The 15,535-nt window shown below is 66.6% G+C and carries 11 protein-coding genes and 1 pseudogene; 7 read left to right on the top strand and 5 right to left on the bottom strand.

The window, feature by feature from the left end; all coding sequences use genetic code 11:
* Positions 1–12: 12 nt before the first annotated feature.
* The 6 genes from ACRQ5J_RS03325 (at position 13) to ACRQ5J_RS03300 (ending at position 7,477) form a co-directional block, all read left to right on the top strand.
* Positions 13–1,248 carry an ABC transporter permease gene (locus ACRQ5J_RS03325; RefSeq protein ID WP_432381130.1) on the top strand — a complete coding sequence of 412 codons (1,236 nt, stop codon included), beginning with the start codon at positions 13–15 and terminating at the stop codon, positions 1,246–1,248.
* Positions 1,249–1,273: 25 nt separating this feature from the next.
* Positions 1,274–2,629, top strand: coding sequence for a sigma-54-dependent transcriptional regulator (locus ACRQ5J_RS03320; RefSeq protein ID WP_432381129.1), 1,356 nt, complete (start codon positions 1,274–1,276; stop codon positions 2,627–2,629).
* On the top strand, positions 2,629–3,762 hold the full coding sequence (locus ACRQ5J_RS03315; protein WP_432381128.1) for a sensor histidine kinase: 1,134 nt from the start codon (positions 2,629–2,631) through the stop codon (positions 3,760–3,762). Before ACRQ5J_RS03320 ends, ACRQ5J_RS03315 begins: the two co-directional genes overlap by 1 nt.
* On the top strand, positions 3,759–4,001 hold the full coding sequence (locus ACRQ5J_RS03310; protein WP_432381127.1) for an ATP-binding protein: 243 nt from the start codon (positions 3,759–3,761) through the stop codon (positions 3,999–4,001). The genes ACRQ5J_RS03315 and ACRQ5J_RS03310 overlap by 4 nt, the downstream gene beginning before the upstream one ends.
* A 12-nt stretch (positions 4,002–4,013) precedes the next feature.
* Complete coding sequence (locus ACRQ5J_RS03305; protein ID WP_432381126.1) at positions 4,014–4,790, top strand: methyltransferase domain-containing protein; 777 nt, start codon at positions 4,014–4,016, stop codon at positions 4,788–4,790.
* A gap of 254 nt (positions 4,791–5,044) precedes the next feature.
* The gene (locus ACRQ5J_RS03300) at positions 5,045–7,477 is read left to right on the top strand and encodes a TonB-dependent receptor plug domain-containing protein (RefSeq protein WP_432381125.1); all 2,433 of its coding nucleotides are present in this window, start codon (positions 5,045–5,047) and stop codon (positions 7,475–7,477) included.
* 22 nt (positions 7,478–7,499) lie between these two features.
* Here ACRQ5J_RS03300 and ACRQ5J_RS03295 read toward each other — a convergent pair.
* Positions 7,500–8,993 (bottom strand): annotated as a pseudogene (locus tag ACRQ5J_RS03295) (PLP-dependent aminotransferase family protein); the annotation flags it as partial.
* Between the two features lie 83 nt (positions 8,994–9,076).
* Between ACRQ5J_RS03295 and ACRQ5J_RS03290 the strand changes: the two are divergent.
* Positions 9,077–9,715, top strand: coding sequence for a pyridoxamine 5'-phosphate oxidase family protein (locus ACRQ5J_RS03290; protein ID WP_432381124.1), 639 nt, complete (start codon positions 9,077–9,079; stop codon positions 9,713–9,715).
* Between the two features lie 28 nt (positions 9,716–9,743).
* On the opposite strand, the gene ACRQ5J_RS03285 is transcribed toward ACRQ5J_RS03290, so the two are convergent.
* Genes ACRQ5J_RS03285 through ACRQ5J_RS03270 form a run of 4 tightly spaced genes read right to left on the bottom strand, consistent with a single transcriptional unit; the run spans position 9,744 to position 15,454 of the window.
* A complete protein-coding gene (locus tag ACRQ5J_RS03285; RefSeq protein WP_432381123.1) occupies positions 9,744–11,414 on the bottom strand; it encodes a hypothetical protein in 1,671 nt (556 codons plus the stop codon).
* Complete coding sequence (locus ACRQ5J_RS03280; RefSeq protein ID WP_432381122.1) at positions 11,411–13,453, bottom strand: hypothetical protein; 2,043 nt, start codon at positions 13,451–13,453, stop codon at positions 11,411–11,413. Before ACRQ5J_RS03280 ends, ACRQ5J_RS03285 begins: the two co-directional genes overlap by 4 nt.
* Positions 13,437–14,573, bottom strand: coding sequence for a BatA domain-containing protein (locus ACRQ5J_RS03275; protein ID WP_432381121.1), 1,137 nt, complete (start codon positions 14,571–14,573; stop codon positions 13,437–13,439). Before ACRQ5J_RS03275 ends, ACRQ5J_RS03280 begins: the two co-directional genes overlap by 17 nt.
* Entirely contained in the window at positions 14,573–15,454 is an 882-nt protein-coding gene (locus ACRQ5J_RS03270) for a DUF58 domain-containing protein (protein ID WP_432381120.1), read from the bottom strand. The genes ACRQ5J_RS03275 and ACRQ5J_RS03270 overlap by 1 nt, the downstream gene beginning before the upstream one ends.
* Positions 15,455–15,535 lie beyond the last annotated feature (81 nt).

Here is a 15,535-nt window from a genome sequence, read left to right as displayed (position 1 = left end):
GCGAGCCACATCATGGAAATTCGTCCCATCCTTTCCGCCCTGCTGCGCAACAAGACCGGCCCGGTGCTGGTGGCGGTGCAGGTCGCACTGAGCCTGGCCATCCTCGCCAACGCGCTGCACATCGTGCAGGTGCGGCAGGCGGTATCGGCGCGCGAGAGCGGCCTGCAAAACGAGCGCGATGTCTTCGCGCTGCAAATCCGCCAGTTGCAGGCCGGCCCGCACGAGGAGCAACTGGCCAAGCAGCTGCGCGCCGCCGAGGTGCTGCGCGCGGTGCCCGGCGTGACGTCGGTGGCCACCTCGTGGCAGATGCCGCTGTCACGCTCGGGCAACTACACCAGCCTGGCGGTGGACCGCAAGCAGACCACGCCGACCGCCAACGCCAGCATCTACCGCAGCGCCGATTCGCTGATCAAGACCTGGGGCCTGCAACTGGTCGAGGGGCGCGACTTCCTGCCGGGCGAGGCGCCGGTGATCGACCAGAACGTCACCGACGACAACGGCAAGGTGGCCATCGTCACCCGCAAGCTGGCCGAGAAGATGTGGCCCGGCAGTAGCAGCTACGTCGGCAAGACCATGTACTTCGGCATGGGCGACGGCGCGCGCGAGGTGCGGATCGTCGGCGTCATCGAGAAACTGCAGACGCCGGGCGCACAGATTTCCGAGCAGGGCGAGTTTTCGGCGCTGATCCCGCTGCGCGCCACCGGCGGCAGAACCTTCAACTTCACGCTGCGCGCCGAGCCGGGGCAACTGGACCGCGTGATGAAGGAAGCGGAAGCGGCCGCCCGCGCCAGTTCGGCGCAGCCGATCATCGTGCGCCTGCGCACCATGGACGAGCTGCGCGCCACCCGCTACCGCGCCGACAAGGCGCTGGCGTGGATGCTGCTCACCGTCAGCGTGCTGCTGTTGCTGATCACTGCCAGCGGCATCGTCGGCATGGCCAGCCTGTGGGTGACGCAGCGGCGCAAGCAGATCGGCGTGCGCCGCGCGCTGGGGGCGCGCCGGGCCGACATCCTGCGCTACTTCCTGACCGAGAACTTCATGATCACCAGCGCCGGCATCGGCGCCGGGGTGCTGCTGGCGCTCGGCCTGAACCAGCTGCTGGTGAGCCAGCTGGAACTGGCGCGGCTGCCGCCCGCCTACCTGGTTGGCGGCGCCGTCATCTTCTGGGCGCTGGGGGCGGTCGCGGTGTACGGGCCGGCGTGGCGCGCCGCCAGCATCTCGCCGGCCACCGCCACGCGTACCGCTTGAGGATCAGGAATGTTATGCTTGCAGCATGCCTACCGTACTGATAATCGACGATAACGCCGCCATCGCCGTGGCCCTCGAAGTGCTGTTCTCGCTGCACGACATCGCGGCGCTGCGCGCAGCCTCGCCCGAAGAAGGCCTGGCGCTGCTGGAGCGGCACAGCGTGGACCTGGTGATCCAGGACATGAACTTCAGCGCCGACACCACCTCCGGCGCGGAGGGCAAGGCCCTGTTCGGCGCCATCCGCGCGCGCCACCCCGACCTGCCGGTGATACTGCTAACGGCGTGGACCCACCTGAACGCGGCGGTGGACCTGATCAAGGCCGGCGCCGCCGACTATCTGGCCAAGCCGTGGGACGACCACAAGCTGATCGCCACCGTCAACAACCTGATCGAACTGGGACAGGCCAGGCGCGCCTTGCAGCAGCGCGTGCAGGTCGAACTGCGCCAGCGCCGCGAGCTGGAACGCGGCCACGATTTGCGCGGCATGGTGTTCCGCGACCCGGCCACCGAGCGCGTGGTCCATCTGGCCTGCCAGGTGGCGCGCGCCGACGTGCCGGTGCTGATCTCCGGTCCCAATGGCACCGGCAAGGAAGGCATCGCGGAAATCATCCAGGCCAATTCCTCGGTGCGCAGCGGCCCGTTCGTGGTGCTCAACTGCGGCGCCATTCCGTCGGAGCTGATCGAGGCGGAACTGTTCGGCGCCGAAGCCGGCGCCTACACCGGCGCCGCCAGGGCGCGCGAGGGCAAGTTCGAGGCGGCCGACGGCGGCACGCTGTTCCTCGACGAAATCGGCAACCTGCCGCTGGCCGGGCAAATGAAGCTGCTGCGGGTGCTGGAAACCGGGCGCTTCGAGCGGCTCGGCTCCAACCGCGAGCGCCAGGTCAAGGTGCGCGTGGTCAGCGCCACCAATGCCGACCTGCCGGCCATGATCAAGGCCGGCACCTTCCGCGAAGACCTGTTCTATCGCCTGAACGTGATCGAGCTGCGGCTGCCGCCACTGGCGGCGCGGCCGCTCGACATCCTGCCGCTGGCCATGCACTTCCTCGGCCCCGACAAGCAATTGCACGCGGACGCGCAGGCGGCGCTGCTGGCGCACCAGTGGCCGGGCAATGTGCGCGAACTGAAAAACGTCATGCTGCGCGCCGGCCTGCTGGCCAGCGGCGATGTGATCCAGGTGGCCGACCTCGGCCTGCCGGCGCCGGCGGCCAGCGACGCGAACGGCGGCGGCGACGACTTCGCCGCGCGCGAACCGGACCGCGACGCCATCAGCCTGGCGCTGAGCCGCGCCGGCGGTGTGGTGGCGCAGGCGGCGGCGGAACTCGGCCTGTCGCGCCAGGCGCTGTACCGCCGCATGGAGCGGCTCGGCATCGTCCGGCCATAATGGGCCACGACGACGCACCGCCGGCCGTTCCGCCGCCAGGCGCCGGATCGCGCCGCCCGCGCGGCCTGCGCCTCTCGCTGCTGACCCGCTGGACGGCGCTGATCGGCACCCTGCTCACGGTCGGCATCCTGATCGCGCTCGCGCTGGAGCACTTCTTCCCCGCCAATCCCGGCCTGGTCATCGGCATCTGTTTGCTGTGCGTGCTGCCGATCTCCATCATCACCATCCGCGCGGAGCTGGAGCGCATGCTGTCGCTGTTCCGCGCCCTGACCGGCACCGTCACCAGCTACCAGGACGGCGACTTCTCTTTCAGCCTGCACTGGCCGCAAAACGATGAACTGAGCGACCTGGTAGGCGCCCACAACGCGCTGGGCGACGTGCTGCGCCAGCAGCGGCTCGACCTGGTGCAGCGCGAGCTGCTGCTCGACACCATGGTGCAAAACACGCCGGTGGCGATGCTGCTGATCAGCGAGTCCGGCCCCATCGTCTACGCCAACATCGCCGCGCGCCAGCTGCTGAACCAAGGCCGCAAGCTCGAAGGCCACAAGCTGGGCGACATCCTCACCCACGTCGCGCCGGAGCTGCTGGACGCGCTGGCGCGCGGCGGCGACGGCCTGTTCACCGTCAAGGGCGGCGAACAGGAAGAGGTCTACCACCTGGCCCGCCGCAGTTTCAACCTGAATGGCCGCAAGCACGAGCTGCTGCTGCTGCGCCAGCTGACGATGGAGCTGCGCCGGCAGGAAGTGCAAACGTGGAAGAAAGTCATCCGCGTCATCAGCCACGAACTGAATAACTCGCTGGCGCCACTGACCTCGCTGGCCCACTCCGGCGCGGAGCTGGTGCGGCGCGGGCAGACCGAAAAACTGCCGCAAATCCTCGCCACCATCGAAGAACGCACGCGCCACCTGGAAAGCTTCATCCTCGGCTACGCGCGCTTCGCCAAACTGCCGGCGCCGCGCATGGAGGCGCAGCACTGGCAGCCGTTCCTCAACCAGCTGGGCGAGCAGGTGGTGTTCACGCTGGCCGGCACGGCGCCGGCCGAACCGAGCGCCTTCGATCCCGCCCAGCTGGAACAGGCCCTCATCAACCTGCTGAAGAACGCCCACGAATCGGGCTCCCCGCCAGCGAAGTGACGCTCGAAGTGCGCCGCCTGCACGACGGCGTGCGCATCGACGTCCAGGACCGCGGCCCCGGCATGAGCGACGCCGTGCTGACCAACGCGCTGGTGCCGTTCTACTCCACCAAACGCAGCGGCACCGGCCTCGGACTGGCGCTGGCGCGGGAAATCGCCGAAGCCCACGGTGGCCGCATCACCCTGAGCAACCGCGAAGGCGGCGGCCTGGCCGTCACCATCATTTTGCCGCTGGCCTGATAAACTAGCGGGATGTCCAAGTCTTCATCCCCCGCCGTCCGTTTCGACCAGCCCGGCCATCCGCCGGCCACCATCACCGAATTCCAGGGCGTGCGCAGCCTGCATCTCGGCACCTCATGGGTGCAGGGCGCGATGCGCATCGCCAAGCCGGACAACATCGAGCTTGAATACGTGCAGATGATGATGATGTGGCTCCTGTTCATCGAGCAGCCGCGCCACATCGTGCAACTGGGGCTGGGCAGCGCCGCGCTGACCAAGTTCTGCTACCGCCGCCTGCCGCAGGCGCGCGTTACCGCCATCGAGCTCAATCCCAACGTCATCGCCATGTGCCAGGCGCAGTTTGGCCTGCCGTCCAACGACGAGCGCCTCGACGTGCGCGAAATGAACGCCATGGATTTCGTGCTTGACCCGGCCAACCGCAACACGGTCGACGTGCTGCAGGTGGACCTGTACGACGAGGAGGCGCGCGGCCCGGTGCTGGACTCGCAGGAGTTCTACCAGGGCTGCGCCGACGTGCTGCGCGACGGCGGCGTCATGACCACCAACGTCTTCGGCGACGACTTCACCAACTACGACAAGAATTTGCAGACCATGGAACTGGTGTTCGACGCCGTGGTGTGGCTGCCGGAAGTGCACGACGCGAACATCGTCGTCATCGCCTTCAAGCAGTCGCCGTCGCTGGACTTCAGCGTGCTGTATGAGCGCGCGGCCGAAATCAGGAAGACCCTTAACCTGCCGGCGAAAACCTGGGTCAACGGCTTGAAAGGCTGGATGCTGGACCAGCAATAAACCGTCTATCGATATGCTAGCGCCGCATACCGATGCGCGCGCGCCACACTTTTGCGCCGACGGTTGAATAGCGCGTGCCGGGGTCGCCGGCCAGCTTACGATACATTGCGTTACAAAGCACGTACTATCGGCAGATGTGCATAATTCACAACGTTGCCATGCAAGTCGCGTTGTATCGACTGGAATCGCTCCCTTAGTATTTTTCCACCGGCCCTACCCCGCCTGGCCGGCTTCCAAATACAAGAGAGAGAACAATGACCAGAGCACCGCAATTCAAACGCACCATGCTGGCCAGCGCTATCCTGCTGCTTGCCGCGCAAGCCGCCGCCGCGCAAACGTCTACCGACAGCAGCGCCAGAGCAGATGAGCAAACCGTGGTGGTGCTGGGCTCGCGCTCAGTCGCCAAGACCGCGCTGGACACATCCTCGCCGGTAGGCCTCATCAGCCAGAAAGACCTGCAAACGGCCGGCCCGCTGGAACTGGGCAAGCTGCTGCAAACGCTGGACCCGTCGTTCAACTTCTCCACCACCTTCATCAGCGACGGCACCGACTCGATCCGCCCGGCCACGCTGCGCTCGCTGGGTCCGGACCAGGTGCTGGTGCTGATCAACGGTAAGCGCCGCCACCAGCAGGCGCTGGTCAACGTGCAGCAGACCATCGGCCGCGGCTCGGCCGGCACCGACATCAACGCCATTCCGCTGGCGGCTATCCACCACATCGAAGTGCTGCGCGACGGCGCCGCCGCCCAATACGGCTCGGACGCGATTGCCGGCGTGATCAACATCGTGCTGAAGTCGAACGTCGGCGAAACCGCCGTCAGCGGCCAGCTGGGCACCACCTCCGAAGGCGACGGCGACCTGTACTCCGCCAGCGCCAATCGCGGCTTCGCGCTGGGCGAGAACGGCGGCTTCCTCAACCTGACGCTGGAAGCGCGCAAGCGCGGCGAAACCAACCGCGCCGGCCCCGACTCGCTGCGCGTCAACCCGCCGCGCGTGACGCAGCACATCGGCGACAGCAACACCAAGGACTATTACCTGTGGTGGAACGGCGCGCTGCCGATCGACAAGCACAGCGAGTTCTACGCCTTCGGCGGCGTCTCCAAGCGCAAGAGCGACTCGTATGGCTTCTTCCGCTCCGCCGGCGACGACCGCACCGTGGCGTCGGTATACCCGAACGGCTTCCTGCCGGCGATCAGCACCGACATCAAGGATGCCTCGTGGGCCTTCGGCTACCGCCGCGACCTGCCGAACGACTGGAAGGCCGATGTCAGCATCAACTACGGCCAGAGCGAACTGGCGTTCCACGAGTCGAACAGCTTGAACGTCAGCTACTGGTACGAACCGAAACCGGGCGGCGGCATCTACGCCGAATCGCCGCGCGAGGCCGATACCGGCACGCTGCGCTTCTCGCAGCTGACCTTCAATGCGGACGTCAAGGGCCCGGTCAAGTTCGGCGACACCACCGTGTCGCTGGCCACCGGCTTCGAGTACCGCAAGGACAACTACGAAATCGTCGCCGGCGATCCGGTGTCCTACCAGTATGGCCGCAGCAACAACCCGGCCATCAACATCGTCACGCCAAGCGGCGCCACGGCGGCCGCCGGCATCCAGGGCTTCCCCGGCTACACGCCCGGCACGGCGGTCGATTCGGGACGCCACAACATCGCCCTGTTCCTCGACGCCGAGACCAAGCCGGTCGACACGCTGACGCTGGGCGGCGCCGTGCGTTACGAGGACTACTCGGACTTCGGCAACACCGTCACCGGCAAATTGAGCGCACGCTTCGACCCGACCAGGGAGCTGGGCTTCCGCGCCAGCGCCTCCACCGGCTTCCGCGCGCCGAGCGTGCAGCAGGAGTTCTACAGCTCCGTGTCCACCAACCTGAATAACGGCGTGCTGACCGAGACGCTGACCGCGCGCCAGGGCAGCGCCGTAACCCAGGCCTTCGGCATCAAGCCGCTGAAGGAGGAAACCTCGACCAGCGGCAGCGTCGGCGTGGTGTTCCGTCCATCGCAGAACTTCTCGCTGACGGCGGACGCCTACCAGATCAAGATCAAGGACCGCATCGTGTTCTCCAGCGAGATCGCACCGGAAGCCGGCGGCGGGCCGATCGCCAACATCCTGCGTCCGCTGGGCGTGGGCCAGGCGCAGTTCTTCACCAATGCGGTGGACACCCGCACGCGCGGCCTGGACATCGTCGGCGTGCACACGACGAAGTTCGACGCCTCGACGCTGGTGCTGTCGGGCCAACTTGGGTTCAACAAAACGGAAGTCACCAAGCGCCACTCGACCTCCAGTGTGCTGAGCGGCGAAAAGCTGTTCGACAAATCGCAGGTGACGCTGATCGAACACGGCCAGCCGCGCAAGCACCATGTGGTGGCGGCCGACTATACTGCCGGCGCATGGAACGTGACCACGCGCGCCAACTACTACGGCGAGGTGTATGCGGAAAACTTCAGCCCCCTGCAAAAGTGGGACGCTCGCTGGCTGGTCGATGCAACGGTGCGTTACGCCTTCAGCAAGCGCACCTTCCTCAGCCTGGGCGTGAACAACGCGTTCAACCAGCTACCGAACGAGTGGACCAACGGCGGCGACTTCCCGAAACTTGGCTTCACCCGCTGCTGGGAAACCTGTCCTATCGGCGTGAACGGCCGTTCGTTCTACGTGCGGGCTGACACGGCGTTCTAAGCTGCGTCGCCACCGCCAGCGCAGCCGCGCGATTGGCGGCATATGCCGCAAGGTGCACCACTGCCGCCAATCGCTTCACCAGATCGTCCATCTGCTCGGACGGCACTTGCGCGTAGCCGAGCATCAGTCCCTTCCAATCCGAGCTGGCCTGCGTGTCATGCGCGCTTAGGGCATTGACGGCGATGCCCTGCCGCGCCGCCTGCGCCGCCACCTTCACATCGTCGATGCGCTCATCGTTGAAGCGCAGCGACAGGTGCATGCCGGCCGAACCTCCGTGCACCGTCGCCACCGAGCCAAGATGCCGCGCCAACGCCGCCACCAGCGCGTCGCGGCGCTGACGATACAGGCGCCGCATGCGGCGCAGATGCAGCGCGAACTGGCCGCTGCGCAGGAACTCGGCCAACGCCAGCTGCTCTGCCGGCCGGCCGCGCGCCGACGACTGTGCGCGCATCTGCGCAAAGTCTTCGGCCAGCGCCGCCGGCACCACGATGAAGCCGATGCGCAGCGCCGGGAACATGGTCTTGCTGAAGGTGCCCAGATAGACCACCGGCGCGTCCGGCGCCAGGCCCTGCATGGCGTGCAGCGGCGCGCCGTCGTGCCGGAACTCGCTGTCGTAATCGTCTTCGATGATGAGCGCACCGGCGCAGCGCGCCGCATCAATCAGCGCGTGACGACGGCGCAGGCTGAGGACACTGCCAACGGGATACTGGTGCGACGGCGTGGTGTAGATCAGCCGCGGAGGCCGCAGCAGCCAGTCGTCCGCCGCTGGCGCGATGCCCTCGTCGTCGACATCAATCCCGGCCACCGACAGCCCGGCGCCACGGGCCGCCGCCAGTGCCCCGCCGTAACCGGGATTCTCGATCCATACCATGTCGCCCTGGTCCGCCAGCGCGCGCATGCACAGGTCAAGGCCACTCTGCGTGCCGTCCGTGATGAATACCTGGTGCGCACCGCACACCACGCCGCGCGCGGCGCGCATATGGTCGGCAATCGCCTCGCGCAGCAGCGGCTCGCCAGCCGGGTCGCCGTAATTCAGCTGCGCCGGTGTCAAGCCACGCAACGCGCGCTCCAGCAAGCGCCGCCACAGTGCCAGCGGAAACTGGTCCAGCGCAGGCACGCCCGGCACAAAGGCGCCCATGCGCGATGCATCGCCCGGCACCGAGCGCAAATTGCGCGCGCGCTGCGACAAGCCGGCCTGCGGCGCCGCGTCCTCATGTCCGTGCCTGCCGGGCTTCGGCGCAGCTTTCGCATCTGCCGTCACCGCCGCGACCACCGTGCCGCGCCGATCGGTGGTGACGAATCCCTCGCTGGCCAGTTGTTCATACGCATACAGCACCGTATTCCGCGCCACGCCCAGTTCCTCCGCCAATGCGCGCGAGGCGGAGAGCCTGCTGCCGGCGGCCAGCGTGCCGTCGCGGATGGCCGCGCGCAGGCACTCGTGCAGCAGCCGCTGGCGCGGCCAGCCATGGTGGCGATGCCGCTCCGCATAAGCATTGATCAGGAGTGACAGGTCCATTCGTGGCTCCATAAAAATCATCGACCATGGCTCTACTTTTAGAGCCAGCATTTCATTATATTGGGATTTTTACGAGGAGAGCCATGAACCAGGCACCAACCGACCGCACGCGCATTCGCCGCGTCGCCACCAACGCGCATTACGACAGTGCCACGCTGCACGCCATCATCGATGACGCCTATCTTTGCCACGTCGCCTTCAGCGACGACAAGGGTACGCATTGCATCCCGACGGCCTGCTGGCGTGAGAAAGCCCATCTGTACATCCACGGCTCGAATGGCAGCCGCATGGTGAAGCGCCTGTTGGAAAGCGCGTGCTGCGTGACCATCACGCATCTGGATGGCCTGGTACTGGCGCGGTCGGCATTCAGCCACTCGATGAACTATCGCTCCGCCATGATCTATGGCCGATTCGAAAAGGTGGCAGGCGCCGACGCGCGGCATGCGATGGAAGCATTCATGGAAAAAATCGTGCCCGGCCGCCAGGCCGATGTACGTCCCGGCTCGGACAAGGAATACGCGGCCACCACCGTGCTTCGCATCACATTGGAGGAAGCGGCCTGCAAGGTACGCAGCGGCGGCCCAAACGACGACGAGGAAGACCGGGACTGGCCTGCCTGGGCTGGCGTGCTGCCGTTCGAGCGCGCAAGAGCCGCGCCGGTCGTCGATCCCGCATGCGGACTCGCGGCGCCGGGCTACGTGCTGCGCTGGCCACAAGGCTGATATCAACCAGACATTATCGCCGCGCTAGTCAATCCGGCGTGGCGCGCTCAAATCTCTGCTCGCGCCACCACAACAGCAGCATGGCCAGCGCGAACAGCACCGCGGTGATGCGGGCGCCGCGCCAGTGGCTGGCGTCGCGCATGCCATTGCCGGCGGCTGAGTCCTGAGCGGCATCGGCGGCAGCACGCGCCGCATATTGCGCGGTGGCTTCCCGTCGTAGCGCGCGCTGCCACTGGGGCCAGTCGCCTTGCGCGTACACATACGTCGATACGGGTTCCGCCATGCCTCCTGCATCAAATTTCACCCAGCCCGCCTTCTGCGGCCAGAACGCCGCGCAAGCGCCGTCCGCCTTGTCCGCGCGCTGCTGCAACGTCATCGCGGCGTAACCCTCCGCCATCAGTGACGTCCCTGGCTTGATCCCTTGCGCGCACACTTCGCTGCGCAATCCCGCCAAAGGCATGGGATCAGTCAACCGCCAGCCTGTCTTTTGCACACTGGGCAGAGCAATCCGGTCCATGGCCGACTGCCACCACAAAGCCAGCGCCTGCGGCGCGCTGATCGCATACTTATGCCAGTCCGCCACACCAAGCCACACCACGCGCCCCTGCCCCACCGCGCGCTGCCAGAGCCACGGCAGCTGCCTGCTATCGCGCGCAAGCACAGACCACGGCGCCGCATCGCTATCCGCAGGATTCAGCGTGGCGGGCGGCATGGACAGCGATGGACTGAACTGGCGCATGTCCTCCTTCTCGGTCGCCGGCGACTGCCGCTGCAACCGCAGGCCAAAGTCGCGCTGCCATACGCCGGCATCCGAAGCACTCCCGCCCAACACCACCAGCGGAACGCCCTTCGCCGTCTGCGCCAGCAAGGCCGCACGTGCGGCAGGGCTCAGATGTTCAACATACGCCGCATCCACGAACAGCGCGTTCGGTGCGGCCAGCTCGGCGCGCGGCGTCTCCGTCCGCGTCATCGCCTTGCCCAGTGTGACATTCCAGTCCAGGATCGCGCCGCCGTCGGACAGCAGTTGATTCAGTACCCGCGCGTCAAACGACGGCGCGTCAAACCGCCCTTGAACCTGCAGGGGAACCGGGTCGTTTACCCGTAAAGGTATCGGGCCTTGGGAGATCGTCCGGCCATTCGCATCCAGCAGGCGCGCTTGCAGCACCATCGTTTCCGCCACTGGCGGCAGCCACTGTACCGATAACTGCGCCGACGATGATGGTCCCGAATCCGCCAGCACCTGCTTGTTCTCGGCCAGCAGTTGCAAGCGCCAGACAGTATCCGCGTCCGGCCGCCGGACGGATAGTGTAAAGATACGCCCCAGCGACATCGAGCGCGGGAAATCAAGCCACAACAGATCCGCCGCCGCTGGCTTCCATTCCAGCGGGCGGGCGGGCAGATCGCGCCATTCCGCTTCGCGGACACCGTCGCCACTTAGCATGATGCTTGAGGCGGCGGGCATCACCATGCGGTCCGCATCACTGATGCGGCCACTCGCGGTGGCAACCTGCAACGGCTGTGCGGTGGCTGCGGGCGCACGCACGTCCATCAGCGTGACCGCCAGTGCGGCGCCGGCGAAGCCGGCCAGCAGTGCATCCGCCCAGCGGCGCTTGCGTGCGTAGAATGCGGCGCTCACCGCGCCAGCGGCAACGGCGGCCAGAGGCGGCGCCAAAGAGGCCAGATCGGCATTTATCATCATTTCGCCTGCTCCTTGCCCTGCCATGTCTGGCGGAACGGCGTTTGCGCCACGGGCCGCGCCTGCAACAGCACCGGCGCCTCCGTCAGCGTGCCGCGCAGCCAGGCGCGCAGCTCCGCGCGGCATGGCACGCAGCCGTCCTGCACGTCCTGCACCGCGCGCTGCGCGTTGAGTTTCTGTTCCTGATCGGTGATGCGTGCGGCGATGGTGTCGAGCGCCGCCTTGCTCCACAGCGCGGGCAGCGCGCCATCCTGCGAGAAAGCCTGTACCAGTTCGCGCACCTCCGCTGGCACCGTGTCGTTCGGTGCGCCTTGCGCGCGCTTGTAGCTCATGGCGCCGACCATGTCACCGGTCATGCGTTTTTCCTCTTTCAGCGCAGGCGGAACAAAAGCCGTACGGTGCAGATAAACGCGTTCCGCGGCTTGCAGTTCCTTGATCGCTGCCAAGGCCTTGTATTCGGGCGGCAGCGCGTTCGGGGGCGCGATGGCGCGCAGCGATTTTTCCGCATCCCACATGGCAGCCAGGGCGCGTTTGAGGACGGCCTTGGTTTGCGGATCGAAGATAGTGGCGTTGTCTTCCTGGTCGTGGGCGTGGCCGAATTCCTTCATCACGCCGATCTCGCCGCCGGCCTTCTCTTGCTCGCCGCCGTGATCGTGGTGTTCGTGGTGATCATGCTCTTCGTTGCCGAACAGTGTGGACTCCTCGCCAAGGAACTGGCCGTAACGCAGGCGTAGCGTGGCCTGGTCCGCAGCGATGCCTTCGCTGCGGCTGCGCAGCGTTGCGGCGGGCATGCCAGGATTGGCCTTCAGGTCGGCCACCAGCTGTTCGGTGTCGATGATGATCTGGCGCTGACTGCGCAGGTTCTCCGGTTTGGTCATCGATGGCAATGCGGTGGCATCGATGCTTTCCGCGTCGGGCCCCGGCAGGCGCAGCGTGTAAGTCGCGGATTGTGCGGTGTGTGGATTGTCTGGCGCATTGTCGGTGGCCCGCACGAAGAAGTAGAGTTCATCGCCCGGCTCCATGCCCAGCTCCGCCAGCGTCCATTGCTTTTTCCATAGGCGCGATTTCGGATCGCTTGATTGTGGCAGCGGCACTTCCCTGTCGCTGAAACGGATGTTTTCGCCGCTGCCGCGCGCGAGCGTCATGTGCAGGCTGGCGCGGACGATGGCGTAATCATCCTTGGCGCTGATGGCGATAGTGACTGCCTTTGCATCTTTCGCCAGCAGGTGGATCAGCTCTGTCGGCTCGGCGACAACCACCTGCGGCGCCTGGTCCAGTGTTACGCGGATGTTGTAGCGGGTGGTGCTTTTGCCGCGCGCGCGCCAGAACAGCGAGTCTTCAACGCGGAGCTTTGCGCAGTCTTTGGTGACTGGCAGCGTCTGGCCGTCCGCCAGCTCTACCACCGGCGCGGCGCCGGTGGCGTTGCGTACGCACCAGCGTACTTCCGAATATTGGGGTATCTGAATATCGCGCGCGGCTGTCTCGAACGCCGCCACGCCGGTATATTTGGGCGGAGTGACGTTCAGATAGATTTCGCCATCGACGATAGGCTTGTTGGTTTGAGCGGCCGCCGGAGACGTATCCGCTTCCGGCGCATGGCCGTGATACGTCCATGCGGCGCCGGCAGCCAACAGGCTAAGGATCAGCGGCAGGATGGAGAATTTTGCGCGCATGCGGGCGATAGCTTTGCATTCTTCCGCTGTGAGCACGTCGTCCAGGCGGGCTTGCAGGCGCTGTTGCTGGAGTCTGGCAATGGGTGTCTGCGCCTCCGCGGTCAGCAAGGCGCTGCTGTCTTCCAATTGCGGGATTGCGGCGTTTAGCCAGGAGGTCCATTGGAGGGCGACCCGCCGGCGCCAGAGCATGATGTCTGCGGCTAGCCAGATGGCCCAGATGGCGACAACGGCCAATACGTACAGGCGGATCGCCGGCAGGGCAATAGCTGCAAGTAGCAATGGCGTGAGCGTCAGCAGCCATTGCGGTCCTCGACGGAGCAGGATGGCAGTCCAAAGGCGCTTGCGCAGTTGGTCAGTTGCGCCGGGCATGGGTCAGTATCCGTTCTAGCGTGAAGAGGGCCAGCAGGGCGATGCCCAGCCAGGTTTCCGCGCGTGCGTTGGCGATGGCGGGAAGTGGACTGCGGGCCGCAGCGAAGGTGTGTGATGGCGTGGCGTAGGCTGGCGCCGGCGCGGCTGCCAGCATTTGCCAGGCTTCGTATAGCGCGTGAGCAGTGTCCGCGTCGCGCGGCGGGAAGACTTCAGAGGTCCACAGGCGACCGCGCGGCGAGTCGGCGTATCTGAGCGTGATGCCGTTGATCGTTAGGGTGGAAGCGCTGGCCAGTTCGGGGAACGCGGCGGACGGCGATGCGGCTTCGTGCCTGGACGGTGCGCGGCCGCTGCCCGTGGTGTGCTTTGAGGCATCTGGCGTGGCGATCCACCAGTGCGGTGCGCGCCAGCCTTCGGGTGGTGCGGCATCCGGCATGTCCCATACGATCAGCGTTGTGCCGGCGCTTGGCTCGGCAGCGAGCACGTAGCGATTGGCATGGCTGCCGACGCTGTCGAATGCGGCGAAGAGCGAGCGCCATGCGGGTTCGCGTGCCGCCTGCGCAGCCAACGCAATGCCGCGGGTCGCCGGCTCAGTCGACACGGCGGCATGCGGCGGTTCAGGCGCAGCGGAAGGCGATGCGTTGGTGCGCAGTTCTACTTGGTGGCTGAATTGCGGCGGACGCGCGGGCATGGCGATCTGGCTGGCGCGGGAGACGACCAGTAGCCTGGCGTCGGCACGCCAGTCTCGTTCATGCTGGCGCAGCCATGTCAGCACGTCTGGCGGCAGCGGCATGCGCGTGGCGGTGCTGAAGCCGGCGGCGGCAATCTGCTGTTCGGTCCAGGCGCGCTCCGCGCCGGCGTCGACCAGAACGGTGTCGCCGCGCCATGGGAAAATAGCGGCGGCCAGCCAGGCCATCAAGGCGATCAGCATCAGGCAGCGCAACAGCAGCAGGATCTTGTCGCGCCACTGCCAGACGCGCAGCTGCTCCGGCGGCGCCGATGGCAGGAAACGCGCCGTAGCCAGCGGCTCGGCCTTCAGGCGCTGACGCTTCTGGCGGTGCCACCAGACGGGCAGCAACAGCACCGGCAACGCCAGCCACCACCAAGGATAAGAGCTCACCATCATTTCGCCCGCGCCCCCGCCAACTGGAGCCAGCCGCGCAACACGCTGTTCAGCGGCTGCTCGATGCACGCTTCGTAATGGACGATGTTACGCTGCCGGCAGCTGGCCGCCACGCTGTCGAAGTGCGCGCGGCTTTGCAGCCTGTAGCGATCGCGGTCGGCCTTGCTCATGCGATGCAAGCCATCGTCGCGCTCCGGGTCGCGGTAGCTGGCGCCAGCACGGAAGCTGGCGTCCACCTCCGCTTGCGTGCGCAAGGTTAGCAGCCGCACATCGTGACGCATGTTGCGCAGGCGGAGTAAAGCCTCGCTCAACGGTGATGGCCAATCGAGAAAATCGCTGGCGGCAAAGATCGCACTTGGAGCGCGGGCAAAGTGCAGGCTGGCGCGCAGCGTTTCTGCGGAGGGCAGCTCACCTTGCGCTGTCGCCTTGTCCAGAACAGCCAGCACGCGCTGGAGCTGCCGGGGCCCGCGCGCGGCGGGAGTAAATGCGACTTTGCCGCCGGTGCAGACGATCAGGCCAAAGGCGTCGCCCTGCCGCTGCGCGATAGCGGCAACGCAGGCCAGCACGGTACGTGCGAACCACAGTTTGTCGACGCCATTGATTTCGCGGCTAGGCTCCGCCATGGACGCGGTGGCGTCCAGCCAGAGCCAGACGGCGACATGGCTGTCGCGCTCCGCCTCGCGCACGAAGTAGCGATCGGCGCGCGCCAGCAGCTTCCAGTCCACGCGGCGCCACTCGTCACCCGGCGCATAGGCGCGGTACTCGGAAAACTCGACACCCGCGCCACGCTCGCGGCCCGCGTGGATGCCGTGACCCAGGCCAGCCAGCACGTGGCGGATCACAAGGTCCAGATCCCTGGTCCGGGCCATCACGGCAGTCATCGTCCCGGCGGCAGCGCCGCCTCGACGGCGCGCGTCCCGCATCGGGCGGCGAGATAGCATCGGTGGCGGGTTTGGAAAACG

Origin of the sequence: Duganella sp. P38, assembly GCF_050859475.1 — a bacterium.
Taxonomy (GTDB): Bacteria; Pseudomonadota; Gammaproteobacteria; order Burkholderiales; family Burkholderiaceae_D; genus Rugamonas.
The sequence above is the reverse complement of the archived record's forward strand: the minus strand, read 5'-3'. Positions and strand labels throughout refer to the sequence as shown.

Coding starts and splice junctions, on each gene's coding strand:
- ACRQ5J_RS03325 (WP_432381130.1), top strand. CDS start 13: ATGGAAATTCGTCCCATCCTTTCCGCCCTGCTGCGCAACAAGACCGGC.
- ACRQ5J_RS03320 (WP_432381129.1), top strand. CDS start 1,274: ATGCCTACCGTACTGATAATCGACGATAACGCCGCCATCGCCGTGGCC.
- ACRQ5J_RS03315 (WP_432381128.1), top strand. CDS start 2,629: ATGGGCCACGACGACGCACCGCCGGCCGTTCCGCCGCCAGGCGCCGGA.
- ACRQ5J_RS03305 (WP_432381126.1), top strand. CDS start 4,014: ATGTCCAAGTCTTCATCCCCCGCCGTCCGTTTCGACCAGCCCGGCCAT.
- ACRQ5J_RS03300 (WP_432381125.1), top strand. CDS start 5,045: ATGACCAGAGCACCGCAATTCAAACGCACCATGCTGGCCAGCGCTATC.
- ACRQ5J_RS03290 (WP_432381124.1), top strand. CDS start 9,077: ATGAACCAGGCACCAACCGACCGCACGCGCATTCGCCGCGTCGCCACC.
- ACRQ5J_RS03285 (WP_432381123.1), bottom strand. CDS start 11,414: ATGATGATAAATGCCGATCTGGCCTCTTTGGCGCCGCCTCTGGCCGCC.
- ACRQ5J_RS03280 (WP_432381122.1), bottom strand. CDS start 13,453: ATGCCCGGCGCAACTGACCAACTGCGCAAGCGCCTTTGGACTGCCATC.
- ACRQ5J_RS03275 (WP_432381121.1), bottom strand. CDS start 14,573: ATGGTGAGCTCTTATCCTTGGTGGTGGCTGGCGTTGCCGGTGCTGTTG.
- ACRQ5J_RS03270 (WP_432381120.1), bottom strand. CDS start 15,454: ATGACTGCCGTGATGGCCCGGACCAGGGATCTGGACCTTGTGATCCGC.